Raw genomic sequence first — 18,675 nt, 5'->3', positions numbered from 1 at the left:
TCAGCTTCTCCCCGAAACGCGTAACTGTCATTGAGCGTAGAAACTCATTTATTTAAATTTTTCCGATGCATTCATGTACTTAGGATCATTCAACAATTGACTAAACAAGAATATATTCCATGCACGATTGTGCTGTTGAAAATATCCCTGACAATATGTTTTTAGATTTTTTTCTAAATTGTTATTCTCTGAAAAAAAACCTTTTTTATTAAAATGTTGAATACCTAAAACTTGATCTACAACCAGCCCGACATAATGATCATTATGGCTTATGCATAAAACTTTTTGTGTTGGTGAGAACTGACTTCGTTGTCCAGAAATAAAAAATGTTAGATCTGAAACAGACAGTAAACGCCCTCGAATATTAGCTAACCCTTTCACCCAATTTTGTACGTTAGGAACAGGTGTACATTTAGGTGGATAAATAACTTCGGTGACTTCACCTAATGGAGCAACAAAATATTGCCCCATAATTTCAAATGCAATGCCTGACCATCTATTTACTTCATTTTCTTTGTCTGCATAGTTTTGATTACCACGCTTTGACAGCCGAAGTAGTTCGATAAATCCATTTGCTGCCATAATTATCCCACATTGAGATATTGTTTAATCACATTGATTAAGACATTCTCGTCAATTGGTTTGGTTAAATAATCACAAGCACCTTGGCGTTTTCCCCAAACACGATCGGTGTCCTGATCTTTGGTACTTACAATTACAATGGGAATATGTTTGGTTGTTGCACCACGTGCAATTTGTCGTGTTGCCTGAAAACCATTAACGCCAGGCATAACTACATCCATTAAAACTAAGTCTGGCTGTTCAGCTTGTGCTAGTGTGACACCATCTGCACCATTATTTGCTTCTAAAACTTCATAGCCATGTTTACTTAAAATTTCCTTAAAGCGATACATCTCTGTAGGAGAATCATCAACAATTAAAATTCGTGCCATTTTTTACTCCCATTCAGAATTTCGTTTTTAAACATGCTTCCGAATAGCATTTAATAATTCATCTTTACTAAATGGTTTTGTTAGATATTCGTCAGAACCAACCACCTTCCCTTTTGCTTGATCAAACAAACCATCTTTACTTGACAACATAATTACAGGGATATTTTGATAATTTTGAGAGTTTTTAATCAGTGCACACGTTTGATAACCGTCTAAACGTGGCATCATAATATCAACAAATACAATATCTGGATTTGCTTCAGCAATTTTTGATAACGCCTCAAAGCCATCAACAGCAGTAATCACCTCACAACCTTCACGTTGCAAAAGCGTTTCAGCCGTTCGACGAATTGTTTTAGAATCATCAATGACCATGACTTTTAAATTTTGGAATTTCTCTTCCATTTAATGCCCTTCCCCATAAATTCAGAGATATGAAGTTCTGAATACATTTATTTTTTGAAATTTATCAGCCTTATTTAACATACATTTGCTCTCTTTATCAATGAAGATTTAAAGAAACTTAGGAATATGCCGAAAAACAGTGATAAAAGCTGAGTAAATGCTAATTTACAGTTGATTAGAGAACTTATATATTCTTAGAATGCATCATTAGATTTATATACGATTCAATTAAGTTATTAAAAAAATTATTGAGTGATGTTGTCGCTTTATTTGGGGAAAAAAGGGATGCAACAACTAATTTCTAAATATATGCTCTATAAAAAATCTTTCAAAAAAAGCTTTTTAGCATTATTTTTTGGGGTTTTAAATATCATATTACTGTCGCATAGTTTTGCGGCTGAGACACAGCCTAAAGCAGTATGGTACCGTTATTATGATCAAGGTGTTGCAAATATCAGTAGCTCGATTACACCTGCTCATATTCGTCATGGCTATGAAGCACTTGATATTAATATGCAAGTGATTCGACGGGCTCATCCCTATAATGCTGAAAAAGACCTACAACAAGCAGGTGCTCGCGCCCAGCAAGCACAACGCTATGAACAAAATGCACGACTAAAACGAGCTTATAGTAATAGCACTGTTGCGACCAATAAGAAAAATGAACATCTTGCAAGTATCAAAAAACAAATTTCAACGCAACAAGCACGACTGAAGCTTTTACAAAATGACCGAATTATATTAAAACGACAAGAAATTGAACATTTCCGTAAAGGGACAACTGTGCCCATCGAGCTTAAGCAATCGATCCAATATAATAGTGAAAATATCAACCAAACCAAGAACAATATTACAAACTTACAAAATAGTTATCGTAAAACCCAAACTTTTTATGATGATATTATTCATCGTTTACAATCCCTAGAATAATTTTAAATACAATCAGACTCAGCACAATTCTAAATCTTGTTTTGTGCATTTATTTAATTTCATACCCCCACATCTACACCATATTTTCTCAAATTAAAGATCTTCAATAATAATTTTCCTCAAAAGCACATTATCAAATGTTGCCTTGTTTTTTTTATCGTATAATCTCCTCTTTAATGCTTAAATTTTTAGGACAGTTTCCATGCGCGCGAGTCGCTTTTTATTTGCAACGTTAAGAGAAACCCCAAACGATGCTGAGGTAATTTCTCATCAGCTCATGTTACGTGCTGGGATGATTCGTAAATTGGCTTCAGGGTTATACACTTGGTTGCCAATGGGTGTACGTGTGTTAAATAAAGTTGAAGCCATTATTCGTGAAGAAATGAATCGTGCTGGCTCATTGGAAACACTCATGCCCGTAACACAGCCTGCATCTCTTTGGGAAGAGTCAGGACGTTATGTGCAATATGGTCCTGAACTTTTACGTTTTAAAGATCGTCACACCAATGATTTTGTGCTTGGTCCAACACATGAAGAAGTCATTACTGATTTAGCACGTAATGAGCTAAAGAGTTATAAACAGCTTCCAATGAATTTTTATCAAATTCAAACAAAATTCCGTGATGAAATTCGCCCTCGTTTTGGTGTAATGCGCTCTCGTGAGTTTATTATGAAAGATGCTTATTCTTTCCATGTAAACCAAGCATCACTACAAGAAACCTATGATGTTATGTATGACACTTATTGTCGTATTTTCACACGTTTAGGTTTAGATTTCCGCCCTGTTCAAGCAGATACAGGTTCTATTGGCGGTTCAGGTTCTCATGAGTTCCATGTACTTGCTTCTAGTGGTGAAGATGATATCGCATTTTCAACTGCCTCAGACTATGCTGCAAACGTAGAAATGGCTGAAGCTGTTTTAGTGGGTGAACGCGCTGCTCCAACACAAGAATTAAGCATTGTTGAAACTCCAAATCAAAAAACAATTGCTGATGTTTCTGCATTTTTAAATACTGATCCAGCTCATTCTGTAAAAGCATTATTGGTTCAAGGTATTGCAGATGAACAAGGTAAAACACCTGTTATTGCTTTATTCTTACGTGGCGATCATGAACTTAATGAAATTAAAGCAGAAAAACATCCACTTATTGCATCTCCTCTAACATTTGCAACAGAAGCACAGCTTGCAGAATATGGCTTAACTGCTGGTTTCTGTGGTCCACAGGGCTTAGTTGAAAAAGGTTTAACGGTTATTGTTGACCGTGCTGCTTCTGTATTATCTGACTTTGTTGCAGGTGCAAATGCAATAGACCAACATGCAACTGGTTTAAACTGGGAGCGTGATGCACAATTTACTGAAGTTTATGATCTACGCAATGTTGTAGAGGGTGATCCATCTCCAGATGGTCAGGGTACTTTACAAATTAAACGTGGTATCGAAGTTGGGCATATTTTCCAACTTGGGCAAAAATACTCTGAAGCACTAGGTTGTAAGGTTCTAGGCGAAGATGGCAAACCTTTGGTTGTCACAATGGGTTGTTATGGTATTGGTGTAACTCGTGTTGTTGCCTCTTCTATTGAACAAAACTTTGATGAAAAAGGTATTATTTGGCCAACCGCAATTGCACCTTTTGAAATTGCCATTGTTCCAATGAATGCACACAAATCTCCTCGCACCCTAGAAGCGGCAGAAGCACTTTATACAGAGTTACAAGCTGCGGGTTACGATGTGCTACTTGATGACCGTAATGAGCGTCCTGGTGTGAAATTCTCTGACTTAGAGTTGACAGGTATTCCACATCGCATTGTAATTGGTGAAAAAGGTTTAGATGCTGGTACTTTTGAATATAAAGGTCGCCTTGATAGCGAATCTGTAAATATTTCTAAAGAAGAATTATTGGCAAAAATCGCTAAATAATCTTTAAATGGAAATAAAAAATCCCGCTGAGTGCGGGATTTTTTATACCAATTTTTAGCAGAATTTGAGAGTGCCGTAGCAGTTCTTAGCAGGTATTTGTCCTAAATCAATACCTTGAATATCAACTCTCCCTCCAAATAATCCAACACCCGCACTTAAAAGAGAAAGCTCAATTCTCTGCGTAATTACTGGGTCCTTGATCGTCACATCAGGAAGAGATAACCACCAACCTCTTTGTGCTGCTACACTACGAAATGTTCCAGGAGATGCAACTGAAGGCCATTTAACACTTTGCTTTTGTAAACTTAGATAAAAGTCTTTTGTTCCACCCGTCCCATTAGAATTTTGTAATATAATCTCATGAATTGCTTTTACACTTTGGTTCACCAAATGCACATTGTCTAATTTTAAAGTAATCCCTAAGCTTGCATTAGCAACCAATGGACCAATATCATTTACCACAGATGTCCTATTTAAGACCAAAGGAACAGTTGTATTATCTATCTTAGCATTTGTAGAAATAGGAAATAGACAAGTCAAAACACATATCTTAATATTTTGGATATATGCTCCGACTAAATTTAAATTCAAATCCCCTGATATCGAATTAATACCAGTATCATCATTAGGAGTTGAGGTATTATTATTTGTTCCTAATGAAAGTTTACCTAATGCTTCTAATGATCCAAAGCGAAATCCTACTATTTCTCGAGTTGCACTATTATCTGCATTTTTTACAGCAAACTCGATAAAAGGATTGGTAAGCTTAGCGTCACTTGCTGCATATTCACCATTGACTGGGTTGACCCCTGTTAATGCTAAATTATCAATATCAATATCACAGTTCCCTGCACCATTTACACCACCACATCCTAATTGCAACTTCTTAATATTAGCATTTAGTTCAATCTCAGCCTCCATTCCTAAACGATAAAAATTAAGTCCTTGGCTTGTATCATTCGTTCTAGTTAGGTTCATCAAAGCCTGTCCTTGTACTGCTGACAATTCTTCATCATTCAAAGACACCATGTGATTTTCTTTTCCAATGGTCGTACTTATACTTGGTAGAGCTTCTAGATGAGCATTGTCAACATCATTTACATTTGCATAAGCAAATGATGTAAATGCTGAAAAAAGTAATATGGGTAAACCTTTCATGTGATCACCTATCCCTATATATTTTTTTATTTTTGTCTAAACACATAGACAGTTGATTATTTTTAATACAAAAATCATATCATTTATTAAAAAAACTAAACAGAAAATATTATTATTTCAGATGAATTACAAAAAAAGCGCCAAAAATGGCGCTTAAAGGTTAACAACAGAACAATCAGCAGAATGTTAGTGAACCATAACAGTTACGATAAGGAGCTTGTAACATCACGGCATTACCATTTCTAGCATCACTACTATTCACAATATTTTGTACAAAAGTAGTTGTTCTATCTGAGATATTTAATTTAAAACCTTCAGGAATATACATTGCCCACCCTGTACTTACAGGTGCAACATAGCCAGGATATTGAATACTTTGCTTCTGTAAAGATAAACCAAATACATTAGATTTAACATCCAATTGATGCACATTGCTTAAATTATATGGAAGTCGATAGCTATTATTATTTAAACTTGCAACAGTGGTTCCCAAACCCTCTGCGAGTTGACTACTAATTTTATTACCAGCACTAGTTTTAATCAGTCCCAATACGATGTTCAATAAAGTTGAACCAAAAACATTTGTTGTTCTTTCTATTTGCATTGAGTCCGTAATGGACTTAACAACTCCCCCTGTTCCCATACCTAAGTTCGCATTTAATACAAATGCTTGTGATTGGCGATTACCTGAAACAACAACAGGAAGATTTGTTCTTTTTACACCAGAAAACTTAATTGTAAGCTGTCGAAATTCAGCACAAGCCACTATAAGAATACATTCTGTGGCATTATCTAAACCTAAATAACGATAATCTGCCATACCCTGATATGCACTTTGCCCACTAGCATTAGCACATAAAGTTGGTGCTTTACAAGTTACAGCAACATCCTCTAAATTATTTGGTAAATTTCCTGCTAAGTTACCTTGCCCTTGCATTTCCAGATCTGCAAAACCTGTTAAATAACCACTAAAACTTGTCAATGCACCAAAGCTCATTGGACCTTCAACTTCTGCGGCACCAATACGAACCCCAACTACTTCACGTGTAGAAGCTGAATCAGCATTTTTGATCGCAAATTGGTAAAAAGGATTGGTTAAATTAAAATCCTTCATTTGACCTTGAGCTTTATCACCTGCTTGAACTTCTTGTACTGCCCCATCTGGTTGACGTGAGTCACTTTTTGGTATGGTAATACATGTTCCAGAAGCGTTCGCAATACATCCAAATGAAACATTTTGAATATCAATGTCACATCCAGCCTTACTACCACTATTCACCCCTCCACAGCCAAGTTGTAGGTTTTTAATATTCGCATTCAAGCCAATATTTGCCTCCATACTTAAAGTATAAAAGGATAATCCTCCCTGATCCTGTCGATTTAAAGAATATAACGCCTGCCCTTGTGTTTCAGACAACTCATCATCAGTCATTGCAACAAGTGAACTCATCTGTGCAAAATTATGATCCTGTAATTTTACTTCTGCGACAACTTGATTCTCTGTATCTGCGTAAATACAGGAGCTTATGAGCCATAATACAAAAAAATATAAATACTTCATCCCCATCCCCATTTTTGTATTAATTTAATTAATTTATTTCATAATCACGAGATATAGTACATATTTTAACACATTTAAGACACATTAAAAAAATAATAATAAATATAAAATTCAAAAACTTAAATTAAAGTAAATCAAAAAACAATCAATCAATATTTAATAAAACTTAACAATAAAAAAGCACCATTTCGGCGCTTTAAATATTTTTGAATAAAAATCAGCGTGGTGTAATACCAAATGTGCTACGAATGTTGCCGCCTGTCATCACCATCTGTCCTAATGTTTGTGGTGCAGGCAATACTGCTGGGGCAGTTGGCGTACCTGACACTTTTGGATATAAATTTACATCCGCTTTTAGGACATAAGTAGGACTATTACCCCCATTTACTCTTAAGTTATTTGTAAAAGATGTTGTTGTTGCATTCATTCCAATTTTACTGTCTAAATTTAATTGTCCAGATAAGTTATCTATACCTAACTGTGATGGAGAGTCATTTTCAGTACTACCCGATTTATCACTAATTCTTAGGTAGTTACGAGGAACTGAACCAGAACTCCCACCATACAATACTATATTACCATTGATTCCTAAACCGTCTCCCGAACTTGGAGTTACTGTTAATGTTGCACTACCATCAATACGTGCAGAAATTCCAAACAATACATCAGCAGTTTGAGTAAAATTATTACTTGGCACAAAACAATTACTTGCTATTGTTGTCGCTGCTTTACACCCATCTGTTACAATCAAAGAGCCAGGTAACTGACCAATAGCAAGCTCTGTATCAAGCGCAGCCACTATTTTAGGTAAACTTAGGCTAAGACCATTATTTTCAAAACTTAAAGTACCTGTTAAATCAGCCAATAAGTTAATATTTCTTAGACCTGCATAATAGTTTACGGTCTCATTGGCATTAAATGGATTTTTTGCTCCATCAATCAACATGATGGAAGTCGTATATGTACCTGTTGAATTACGACCTTCGGTACTCATTGAAAGACCAAAACCAAGACTTTGCTTGGTATTCGCTGTATCTTTAATACCATAGAGTCCAAGATTGGCATTTAAATTATAGATAGGTAAACCTAAACCCCAAGAATTATCAGTATTGGTTACAGGTGCAGTTACACTATTATCCGCAACAAAACGCCCTTGTCTTGCAACTGCCTGAAAACTCATTCCTCTTACTGTTGCAATCAAGGCATTCGGGTTGGTAAGACCCGTTGTATTATAATGCAAAGCTGTTTTTAAAGTTGTTGGTGTAAAACTACCGCTATAGATTCTATTTAATAATGCACTTATGGGCATATTCACAGTATTTGTTTGCGCTGCATTTATATAAACATGACCAAAATCAATAAAAGCCAAATCATTATTTAATGCTGTTGAGCCAATCCCTGTATCTTTACGTATTTGTAAAGGTGTTAAGTTTCCATAGCGTAATACATAAGCATTTTTTCCAGATAAACCCAAATCAAAATAAGTTTTTTGATCCGCTGCATTTGCTGTATCTTTCGCAAAGTCAGCTTTCATTTGCATATGCAAACCACCGCTACCAGCCAAATTACCAGTACCTGTTGCAGCAGTACCAATATTTGTTGTCGAAGCACCTAAAGCTGGGGTATCACCATTGACTTTAATATACGCATTTTTAAGCGTACCAGAAGCCCCAATTCGACCAAAACTTAAAATATCTGTATCCTTACCAGTCGCTTGATACGCCTTATAATCTGAACCCACATTGGTTTTATAACGTAAGTCTACATTTAGACCAGGTTGTTTTTTCCCACTAAAATCTGGATCATCAACATCACCAAGGACTACAGTGTTCGCACTAGAGGTTTCTCCTTTTTTATTGGTTGATAATACTAAACCATCTGCTGGATCTAAATATAAATAACCATTACCTGCAAAGTTAAAGTTAAAGTCCTTTAAAATAAGTTGGTTAAATGACGAACCTGTATCTAGGGTGTAAAAAAGGTTAGCATTTTTAAGACCGAAGCCTAAACTTGCTAAACTTCCACCATTAAATAGACCACTTTGAGTTTCAAGTGAAAATGTTAAGTCTTTACGGTTTTGAAAAGTTAACCCACCCAAAGATTGACTATTTGCACCACTACAGTTGGCAGTAATGCCTGCACCATTAGGACAAACAGCTAAACTCTTGATATTCATGGTTGCTGGACCAAATACCGCATTTAAACGCAATCCATTGGATGCAGCAGCACTAGCACCTGGTTTTCCGCCAACGTCTGCTGTAAATGCTGCCTTAAGTCCATCAGACTTATAAGGTGTGGTTTCAATATTACTCATATTGACGTTAAGGACACTATTTGCGCCTGCTGAAGTTTGAGTGCTATCTTTCCAATTGACCTGACCAATTTGCACTTTGGTTGCATCTATTTGCAGACTGATCCCATCTTGACCTGAGATCTGACTTAAAGAGCTATCTTCTAGTTCCTGTAAAGCAAAACCATGCTGAGCATATAAAATACTCAAAGTTAATAGATTTAACTGTATTATTTTTTTTCTCATCACTTATTCCTACCTGTGATTATTGTCCATCTTAAAACTATAAGACAGTTTTTAACAACGTGATGCACCCGATGTATTACCACTACATCCAAAAACTTTTAATGTTCCTGCAAGCGCAAGATTTCCATGCATATTTAATCCCGTAAAGCCCGTTTCCTGACCACGGTCATAAACCGATGCTATCGTATCTGGATATCTACTATTATTTAAATACCCTTTTGTTGCTGGGTTTGTGCCACCATCCGCATCTTTTTCGATTTGTAACGCAGCATAACCAAAGTTACGAATTTTGAGCGGTTGAAAATAAGTCTCAGCACCTGCACTATCTTTACCAATACCAAATGTAAGCTGCAAAGCAGTTCGATTGACTGGTGCAGAAGGTGCACCAACACTCACAGGAACACCATCTAGTTGAAATTTATCCAACTGTAATGTGCCTTGTAATTGTTTAAATACCAACCAGTACATATTACCAGCAGCATCTTTACGGTTATTGGGTGAAATTGCTAAACGACAATAAAGATTATTGCTACATTCATATTCTCGAGATAGCGTTCCATCTGAAGTAGCTTTGTGGTTTAAAGATAATGTCCAGCTTAAATCAGCCCCACCTTGTCCATTGACCTCACCTAACTGCTCATTATCCAAACCCACCAAACCTGCTTGAACCGATGTTGCTAAAAGCAATAAAGAACCTAATATTAATTTCATATAAAGCTCCTATAAACCTGTCGTCGTGATTTTAAAGTGCTGAATCAATAAACCATCTATTGCAGCCGAACCTAAGTTAACATCGCCACTTGGTCCTCGCATTAAAACCCCTGTTGCACTCGTTGATTTATCTGTGATACTAAGATTTTTATTTGCAGCATCAAAACCGACTTTACCAATCGAGATACTACTATGCGTTGCATTAGTACCTTGATATGAAGTACCTGCTATTGTTCTAACATCACCACAAGAACGAACATTACAAGTGGAACCTTTATAACTGGTATCACTTCCTGAATAGTCTGTATAAATATTTTTATAGACACTCGCTTGATTTGGAATACGGGTCACTTCGAGTGTTAAGTTCTTACCGTCTGGAGTATCAATGATAAGAGGTTGATAAATATTGCCTAAAACTAAGTTAATATTTGGGCTATACATATAAAGCCCTTCTGTATCTTCGAAACCTGGAGCTAATCCACCATCAATCGCAGGTGTTGTTAAATCCTTGGTTGTTCCTGTTTTTTCACGCGTACTAATACGTAAAACTTTATCTGCCGAAGTTCCGCCCCCATCTGAATTAAGATGCGTATTTAGCCTTAATAACAATCCAAGACCTAATGTATTGTTATAACTTGCAGACAATCCACCTGTACCTGTGGTTGCACCATCTAAGGTTTGGAAGATACGCATTTGTGAGCCTTCTAATAACAAACCGTTTGCAATCATTTGAAAACGCAGTTTTTCTTTTAAAGGATTGGCAGCATTTGTATTCGGATTGGTTACTGGAGATGGTGCACCTGTTGCAGGATTTATAGGATTACTTGCAAGTGTCTGATCTCGAGCAAACACATCTCCCCATAAACCTAATTTTATAGTTTTATCATTTGTAGGCTGAAGACCAACTTGTGCTAAAGGAGCCTCTAATTGCAAATAACTTAAAGGTTTAGAAACACCTGCAAAGTTTGGAATAGATTGAGTCTCAACACTCATCACCCAAGGGTTACTTTCAGTACCAGAATCTACACCTACATTACTAAAACGAGTGGTTACATTATTATCATTTCTAGAAAGTGCCAAACCATATAAGAAAATATCTGCTTTTTTTGCACCAGCATTTGCAGCTACTGTGGTTAATGGTCCTACAGGGATTATACGAATTAGCCCTGTGTCTTTATCACGATTTGCCCAATCTGCTTTGGCATCGACTAAACCGTCATTTGCTGCTTGGAAAACCATTTTCACATTTTGAGGTAAAAATGCAATTCCTTCACCTGTAGACTCGCTTAAGCTCTCATCTGTCAATGCTTCCAATGCAAAGCATGACTGTGTCAAACCAAGTCCTAACAGTGAAGCCAGCACCGTCTTTTTCAACTTTACCGTATAACTAAACTGAGTCATCTTGACCTTCCTAATTTATACGATGCTCCGCACCATATTTTATTTTTCTAAACACTCTTTTTTGAACAAATGACCACTAATTTTGTTCAACTACGGCAATAATCCAATTTTGCCAACCTTTTCTCATTTTCTATTATGCTTAAAATTTTAGCAAATGCAAAAAAAATAAGCCCGTAGACTTATTTTTCCGATGAATGTGGAGCATTCTGTTTTTTAACTCAATTATTTCAATTGGTTAGTTTAAAACTCAGCTAAAAATATTTGTAATGTTCTGTATCTTTAACAGAACTTTAAAGTTCCATAACAGTTAGGTGTGAAGTCCTGATTTTTTAAGGATAGATTTGTCATATCCATATTAACAGGATTAGCGTTATTGGGTAAATTTGCAGTTCCTAATGGAATATTACCTAATAAACAACTTGCTGCTAGTGTGCCACATTGTACATAGTTTGCCCCTAGATATTTATTCACCTCAGCTAAAGCATCTTTAATAGTCGGCATAGCAATATCTACATTTTTATTTGGAGTAATATCCCCAATATCAATTGGGTTTGAAAACTCAAGCCACCAACCTTTTTGAGCAACTGACTTTGCACCTGTCCACTGAATATCTTTAGACTGTAAAGATAATGATGCAGAAGTTCCATTTAAACTTGCTTTATGAAATAGACCTAAATTTTCATCAATAATCGCATTTACCTTTAGATTATTAAGCACACCTGAGGTCTTACCTGAGATTTTTATCCCCAGTAAATCAGTATCTGCTGCTAAATTACCTGATAAAAGAATATTATTCACTGTTGTACTGGCATTTAGCGTCGCTGAATTAATTCTTTTCCCTGTAATGACTTGCTGAGGTAAATCTAAAGTCGCAACAGACTGAGGGGTTAAAGTAATATCATAACTTGTGGTCACATAATTAGGTCTGAGCAAGCCACATCCGCCAATAATAAGCAGCGTATCACAAGCCTTACCTTTCAAAGCAACATCTGTTGGATTCATTGTGCCATTTTGGCTGATTGTAATAGGATTAATGGTTGCTGAACCTTTTTGTGGGGCAATTTCCATATAACCACTTAGGCTATTGATACCATTTGGTATCCCATTGTTGTTATTATCTTTTAAGTTTTCCTTACCAAAAGAAATTAAGCCTAATGCCTTTTCGGCACTTAATCGAACTCCAACTAGTTCTCGCTGTGAGGCTTTATCTGGATTTTTGATCGCAAACTCCATAAATGGATTTGATAAAACTGCACTAGAACCCGCTCTTGCTGCACGATCACTTTCACTGTTTGTATTGGATGTTGCGGCATTACCTAAGCCACTTAAACTGATATTATCAATATCAATATCACACAGCCCACCCTTACCTGCTATTGCACTATTATTTCCACCACAGCCAAGTTGTAGTTTATTAATATTTAAGTTTAGTTCTAAGTTGGCTTCCATACTGAGTTTATAAAAACCTATTGTGGTATCACCTTTGCGACCTGTCTCTAAATTCCTTACATCTGTTGGTGAAACATAACTCAAACTCATCAAAGCCTGACCTGTCGTTGCTGATAACTGCTCATCAGTCAACGGTTGTAATGGTGCTGCATGAGAAACTCCATTCCCTAGACCACTTAATGCGCACAACATTGCTAAATATTTTAATTGAAATTTCACGCCTCTATCCTTAGTCGGTTTAAATTTTATTTCTACACTAAAAATACTGATACAAAAAACAGGAAAATTACCCCAATAAAATAGGGGAAATATTTACATTTTCAGCGACAAGATAATCAAAAAAATTGAAATTTGATAACATTTTCAGATAAAAAACATTATCTTAAATAAACCTAAACAAAGGATTAAAACAATATTAACAATAATAAAAAAAATATAACATTTAAAGTTAAAATAAAGAGAAATATCTCACATTATTTTTAGCAATAAAAAAAGCAAGTGATTAACACTTGCTTTTAAGCTCTAAATCAAATTTAAAGGAGTTTATGCCTTAGGCAAAGTCACCCCTGTTTGACCTTGATATTTACCACCACGATCTTTATAAGATGTTTCACACACTTCATCAGATTCAAAGAATAACATTTGCGCAACACCTTCACCCGCATAAATGCGTGCAGGCAAGTTTGTCGTATTTGAAAACTCTAAAGTCACATGACCTTCCCATTCAGGTTCTAATGGTGTGACATTCACAATAATGCCGCAACGTGCATAGGTCGATTTTCCTAAGCAAACCGTCAAAACATTACGTGGAATACGGAAATATTCTACTGTACGCGCTAAAGCAAAGGAGTTAGGTGGAATAATACAAACATCAGACTCAATATCGATAAAGCTTTTATCATCGAAATTTTTTGGGTCTACAATTGCAGAATGCACATTGGTAAATACTTTAAATTCACGTGCGCAACGAACATCATAACCGTAGCTTGATACACCATATGAAATCAACTTTTCCCCATTTTCGTCATAACGAACTTGGTTCTCAGCATACGGTTCGATCATACCGTGTTTTTCGCTCATTTCACGAATCCAACGATCAGACTTAATTGCCATGTATTTTCCCAAAAATGCTTAACTCAAAACTGTGTCTACTTTAACTGAAAATAGCTTTGATTGAAATGTCACTGGGTTTAAAACTCGTTTTTACTTTTGCTTAATAAACTAAAAGCTCAGTAATGCAGAATAACAAATAGGAACAGAAAAACCGACCAAAATTAAAGAAGCTGTACGTTGCATATTAAACGGATTTAACCAAGAGATTTTATTTGATGTCAGCTTTTTACCCAAAAATATCCAAAAAAATGCAATAGGAATAATCAAAATTAAAAAAGTGAGCATATGTGTTACATAAGCAGACGTATTATGCCAAACATGAGTTGGAAAAATTACTGAAGCAAAAAGTAAAGCTTTCGGATTGAGTAAAGTTGCACAAAATAACGATCTTGGACGTATCGTAGCTTGATTATAGTCAGGATTTGGCTGTGCTTTATGCCACAACTGAAATGCCAAATAAATAATAAAAGCAGCGCTAAATAGTTTTAATATCACAGGAATCATTGGAAATTGTTTAGACAAACCACCAATCAAAGTTCCCCAAACAGTAATTGCGATAAAATAACCAAGTGCTTCGGCAGGAATGAGTCCTAGAGATTTACGGATACCCACTTGTATGCCTGAAGAAGCCAATAAAGTATTGGTTGGACCAGGAGTCAATAAAATTGTGGTCACAAGACCAATAAAGAACCATGAAATCATTAAATGACCTCATCAAATGATTGAGCGCAGATTAAATCAGTTGCTCAGACTTATCAAAAAAATAATTGTAAGTAGAGATATAAAATCTATATAAATAATGAAAATAACATTAAATATCAACAAAATAAAAACAATTTACAATTTATTACTTTTAAGTCATTTTATTGCAATAATTTAGATAAGCGTTTATTTTTGAATATTATTTATGCAAATACACTCAACATTGTGTGCTTTTAAGCCATTTTTCAGTTGAGCTTGGTATTGTCTCTTCATCTTTTTTTAACAAAATATCATTTTCCTGTTGTTTTTATAAACAATCATGCACAATAACCCCTTATGATTTACGTTCAATGATTATGGCAAAACATTTTTTCAAATCATGGCTTCCTTCTCCCGAAAAAGTCAATCATCTGAAAATTATGAAAATTTTTGGTCAAAACACACTAAATCCACAGCTTTGGTATGTGAATCGTCGCTCTATTTCCAACGCGATGTTTATTGGTACATTTTGGGGTATTTTACCAATCCCCTTACATAGCGCTTTGATTGTATTAACAGTCTTAATTTTTGAGGCGAATTTACCTATTGCCTTACTTTTGGCATGGATTATGAACCCATTCACGATTGTTCCTATTCTTATTTTTGCTTTTTGGATTGGTGCAAAAATTTATCAGGTGCAAATGATCAATCAAGATATGCTCTTAGGTGTATTTCATCAAATTATTCATTGGATTCAAAACTTTGGTCATGGTCATATTGATTTTAGTTTAGCTAAAATTTTAGCCACAGGTTTATTTTTTGAAGCTTTATTATTTGCGATTTTATTTTTTCTAGGCACACGTATTTATTGGCGTTGGAGTGTCGTGCGCAAATGGCAAAATCGGCATTTAAGTTAAACGGACTTTTAATTTAAGACCACTTCAATCAATTCAGAATATCCTGTTGATAAATCACCATTTAACCATTGCCAATTTTCAACCAATTTAATGACATCATTTTCTAGTAATTCAATTTTGGTTTTGCATTGTCCTGTACGTAATTCGCCAGTAACTGTTAAATGTTGATAACAAATTTCAAAGTGATCATCAGACAACATTTGCCCGATAATCGAGCCAATCTGTACCACACCACCCTCATATTTTGCAGTAATGACTTTGCCTTTTTGTGTGTAATAAAAACGTGTTGCACCATTTACATCACCATTTGCTGTATTGGCAAGGCTCATAAATACTTTATTATTGAGTAAATTTAAATTTTTCATCGTCTGACTCCCCAAGTCATCATTTTCCTACGCCATGCCAAAAAGCAAGGCGTAGGATGACAATATCAGAAAATTCTTTGTGGGTCTTTTTCAACTTTATTGAGCGATTGGGCAATTTTTTCTGCTATCGCAATATAGTGAGGCGCTGCATCATCTCCAGCCACTACAGATGGCTTACCTGCATCTACATTTTCACGAATTTGTACATTTAAAGGTAAACGCCCAAGCAGTGGAATGTCATATTGTTCAGCAAGTTGATCACCGCCACCTGTACCAAAAATTTGCTCTTCATGACCACAGTTCGAGCAAATATGTGTGGACATATTTTCGACTACACCCATCACTGGAATTTGTGCCTTATTAAATAACTCGATGCCTTTTACCGCATCCATTAACGCGACGTTTTGCGGTGTTGTTACAATCACTGCACCTGTCACAGGTATACGCTGTGCCATCGTCAATTGGATATCCCCTGTTCCTGGTGGCATATCAATCATAAGCACATCTAAGTCAGGCCATAATGTTTGGTTAAAGAGCTGCATTAAAGCGCCTGTTGCTTTTGGTCCACGCCAAGCGACAGGTGTATTTTCTTTACCAATCAAATGCCCAATAGACAGCACTGCCATGCCATAAGCTTCAAGCGGGACAAAATTTTCAGCTTCAATCATTGGGGTTTGCCCCGAATTTCCAAGCATAGTAGGAATACTTGGTCCATAGATGTCCGCATCGAGCACACCGACTTTTAGCCCTAATTTTTGTAAAGCCAAAGCTAAATTTACAGTTGTTGTAGATTTACCTACGCCACCTTTACCTGAAGAGACCAAGATGACATTTTGTATCCGTTGATGTTTAGGCACATCACGTTGTTGGGGTGCAGCTTTTTGAATAGGTGGATTATTTGGATCAGTTTCAGCTTGTGATTGTGGTGCTGAAGCATCGACTACAGGAGGTAACTTTTGGCTTTGATTCTGATTCTGAGTTTGTGTTTGTGGTTTAGAAGAACAGCTATGACCTTCTTTGCCATGTTGATCACTTGAGCAGCTATGACCGTGTTTATGATCATGTTGAATTTTTTGTTGGATCACATGCATATTCAACTCTTGAATACCACATTTTTCCAAAGCATCAGCCAAATCATCATGAATTTTTTGTAAATGTTCAGCTTCTTCAGGAAAAGTATTAATCGTGATTTGTAAAACTCGCCCTTGTACATTGACCTGTGTAATACGATCTTTTAAGGCATTTTTTGAGTTTGGTAAAATATAATTTTGAAGCACATTTTGGATTTCTTCCTCTTTCACCTCTTGTGCAGGAGAAAAAACCGATTTTAAAGAAGAAAGCCACGACATATATTTGCTCCAAAAAGTGAAAATGCACCTAAAACACCTATAGTCTATCTGTAAATGACGCTTAGGTTAAGTCAAGTTGTATCAAGCTTTTTGAATGTACTTATAAATCTTAGTCATTTAGTTGGTTTTAATCTCATTTTAATCAACAAAAATAAATAAAAATTAGATTCTTAGTCTTTAAAAATGCACTTCATCCATCTCAATAAAGTGCATTTTTTAAATCGCTTCAGCAAATTTCACGTTAAACTTGTTGATCTTTATCTTGCTCATCCACTTTTGCCGAATCATCTTTTTTGAATGAATTAATTTTTTCAGTTGCCGCTTTTTTTAATTCATCAAATTTCGTTGTTGCTTGTGCTTTAAGCTCATCAAACTTAACCGATGCTTCTTGCTTGAGCTCATTGGCTTTGAGTTTAGCCTCTTCGAACTTATGGGATGCTTCAGTTTTCAAATGCTCTATTTTTTCCTGTGCCTGCTGCTGTGCATCACTCCATTTGGCTTTAGCATCATCTAATTGTGAATGTGCAGCGTCTGACTGTTCTGCATGCTCTTCTTTAAAATCATGTTTTAATTCATTTAGTTTTTCCTCACCTGCAAGTTGTGCTGCCTTTGCTTCATGCTTGACATCATCAATCACTTTTTCCCCTGCAAGTTTTGCCTCATCTGCTTTCAACTTGAGATCATCTCCTAACTCAGATGCTTTTTCTTTTAAATCGTCCACTTTTTTTTCAATTGTCATGTCTTGATCCTCTGAAGTATGTGTATGGCGTAATTTTTAAGCTCAACTAAGCTTATCAATGATTTAGTTATACACCGATTTTTTTAATGGTGAATTATTACACAGCAATTTGCAATAAATACCATACGTAATGTTACGTATGGAACTTTTTGCCACTCTATTATTTATAATCTATTTTTAAATCATTGACGAATCATTTATTGCGCTGAACTTTTTCAGTTTTAAGATAAGATGCCAAATTGTATGTATACAATAATGATGGAAAATCTAATGACACCCGAAATGACTCGCAAAATGATCACCATTTGCAATGAAAAAATTGCCAAAAAAGGTGAAAATGTCGGACTGTCGTTTTATGCATTTTTTGCCAATAAAAATGATGACCCTGAAACACTCATGCAAGTTGCAACATGGTGGATCCAAACCCACAAATTAGATCATTTTGAAAAAGCCATAAAAATTAAACAGATGATTGAAAATGAATGCTAA

Annotated in this window: 18 protein-coding genes; 4 read left to right on the top strand and 14 right to left on the bottom strand. The window is 35.6% G+C overall.

Going from position 1 to position 18,675, the window contains the following annotated elements; genetic code table 11:
* Window positions 1–48 precede the first annotated feature (48 nt).
* From HX124_RS00950 to pilG, 3 genes are read right to left on the bottom strand one after another with little or no spacing between them, the layout of a single operon-like run.
* On the bottom strand, window positions 49–582 hold the full coding sequence (locus HX124_RS00950) for a chemotaxis protein CheW (RefSeq protein WP_107009617.1): 534 nt from the start codon (window positions 580–582) through the stop codon (window positions 49–51).
* A gap of 2 nt (window positions 583–584) precedes the next feature.
* Window positions 585–953: a response regulator gene (locus HX124_RS00945; RefSeq protein ID WP_107009618.1), complete on the bottom strand. Its 369-nt coding sequence runs from the start codon at window positions 951–953 to the stop codon at window positions 585–587.
* A 27-nt stretch (window positions 954–980) separates the two neighbouring features.
* Window positions 981–1,358 (bottom strand): twitching motility response regulator PilG, encoded by a 378-nt coding sequence (gene pilG / locus HX124_RS00940; RefSeq protein ID WP_107009619.1) that lies wholly within the window; start codon window positions 1,356–1,358, stop codon window positions 981–983.
* Window positions 1,359–1,643: 285 nt separating this feature from the next.
* Between pilG and HX124_RS00935 the strand changes: the two genes are divergently transcribed.
* Together HX124_RS00935 and HX124_RS00930 are read left to right on the top strand one after the other, a co-directional pair.
* Window positions 1,644–2,288: a hypothetical protein gene (locus HX124_RS00935; protein ID WP_502872793.1), complete on the top strand. Its 645-nt coding sequence runs from the start codon at window positions 1,644–1,646 to the stop codon at window positions 2,286–2,288.
* 202 nt (window positions 2,289–2,490) lie between these two features.
* On the top strand, window positions 2,491–4,206 hold the full coding sequence (locus HX124_RS00930) for a proline--tRNA ligase (protein ID WP_286381671.1): 1,716 nt from the start codon (window positions 2,491–2,493) through the stop codon (window positions 4,204–4,206).
* Window positions 4,207–4,260: 54 nt separating this feature from the next.
* On the opposite strand, the gene HX124_RS00925 is transcribed toward HX124_RS00930, so the two are convergent.
* The 8 genes from HX124_RS00925 to HX124_RS00890 all read right to left on the bottom strand — a co-directional run bounded on the left by HX124_RS00925 (window position 4,261) and on the right by HX124_RS00890 (window position 14,837).
* Entirely contained in the window at window positions 4,261–5,364 is a 1,104-nt protein-coding gene (locus tag HX124_RS00925) for a hypothetical protein (RefSeq protein ID WP_286381670.1), read from the bottom strand.
* A gap of 175 nt (window positions 5,365–5,539) precedes the next feature.
* Window positions 5,540–6,925 carry a hypothetical protein gene (locus HX124_RS00920; RefSeq protein WP_286381669.1) on the bottom strand — a complete coding sequence of 462 codons (1,386 nt, stop codon included), beginning with the start codon at window positions 6,923–6,925 and terminating at the stop codon, window positions 5,540–5,542.
* Between the two features lie 217 nt (window positions 6,926–7,142).
* A complete protein-coding gene (locus HX124_RS00915) occupies window positions 7,143–9,461 on the bottom strand; it encodes a DUF6160 family protein (RefSeq protein ID WP_286381668.1) in 2,319 nt (772 codons plus the stop codon).
* Between the two features lie 51 nt (window positions 9,462–9,512).
* A complete protein-coding gene (locus HX124_RS00910; protein WP_286381667.1) occupies window positions 9,513–10,172 on the bottom strand; it encodes a hypothetical protein in 660 nt (219 codons plus the stop codon).
* A gap of 9 nt (window positions 10,173–10,181) precedes the next feature.
* Window positions 10,182–11,573, bottom strand: coding sequence for a hypothetical protein (locus tag HX124_RS00905; RefSeq protein WP_286381666.1), 1,392 nt, complete (start codon window positions 11,571–11,573; stop codon window positions 10,182–10,184).
* 279 nt (window positions 11,574–11,852) lie between these two features.
* Window positions 11,853–13,214, bottom strand: coding sequence for a hypothetical protein (locus HX124_RS00900; protein ID WP_502872800.1), 1,362 nt, complete (start codon window positions 13,212–13,214; stop codon window positions 11,853–11,855).
* A 351-nt stretch (window positions 13,215–13,565) separates the two neighbouring features.
* On the bottom strand, window positions 13,566–14,135 hold the full coding sequence (gene dcd / locus HX124_RS00895; protein ID WP_005008040.1) for a dCTP deaminase: 570 nt from the start codon (window positions 14,133–14,135) through the stop codon (window positions 13,566–13,568).
* Between the two features lie 108 nt (window positions 14,136–14,243).
* Complete coding sequence (locus tag HX124_RS00890) at window positions 14,244–14,837, bottom strand: LysE family translocator (RefSeq protein WP_286381664.1); 594 nt, start codon at window positions 14,835–14,837, stop codon at window positions 14,244–14,246.
* Between the two features lie 356 nt (window positions 14,838–15,193).
* Between HX124_RS00890 and HX124_RS00885 the strand changes: the two genes are divergently transcribed.
* On the top strand, window positions 15,194–15,733 hold the full coding sequence (locus tag HX124_RS00885; protein WP_286381941.1) for a DUF2062 domain-containing protein: 540 nt from the start codon (window positions 15,194–15,196) through the stop codon (window positions 15,731–15,733).
* Window positions 15,734–15,741: 8 nt separating this feature from the next.
* Here HX124_RS00885 and HX124_RS00880 read toward each other — a convergent pair whose 3' ends face one another.
* The 3 genes from HX124_RS00880 to HX124_RS00870 form a co-directional block, all read right to left on the bottom strand.
* Entirely contained in the window at window positions 15,742–16,098 is a 357-nt protein-coding gene (locus HX124_RS00880; protein WP_107009626.1) for an avidin-fold protein, read from the bottom strand.
* Between the two features lie 65 nt (window positions 16,099–16,163).
* Window positions 16,164–17,447, bottom strand: coding sequence for an iron-sulfur cluster carrier protein ApbC (apbC, locus tag HX124_RS00875; RefSeq protein ID WP_286381663.1), 1,284 nt, complete (start codon window positions 17,445–17,447; stop codon window positions 16,164–16,166).
* Window positions 17,448–17,688: 241 nt separating this feature from the next.
* Entirely contained in the window at window positions 17,689–18,186 is a 498-nt protein-coding gene (locus tag HX124_RS00870) for a hypothetical protein (RefSeq protein ID WP_286381662.1), read from the bottom strand.
* A gap of 270 nt (window positions 18,187–18,456) precedes the next feature.
* Here HX124_RS00870 and HX124_RS00865 point away from each other — a divergent pair, with 270 nt between their 5' ends.
* A complete protein-coding gene (locus tag HX124_RS00865) occupies window positions 18,457–18,675 on the top strand; it encodes a DUF6500 family protein (RefSeq protein ID WP_286381661.1) in 219 nt (72 codons plus the stop codon).

The sequence above is a fragment of the Acinetobacter sp. 226-1 genome, assembly GCF_030329325.1.
GTDB classification, from domain to species: Bacteria; Pseudomonadota; Gammaproteobacteria; order Pseudomonadales; family Moraxellaceae; genus Acinetobacter; species Acinetobacter sichuanensis.
The sequence above is the reverse complement of the archived record's forward strand: the minus strand, read 5'-3'. Positions and strand labels throughout refer to the sequence as shown.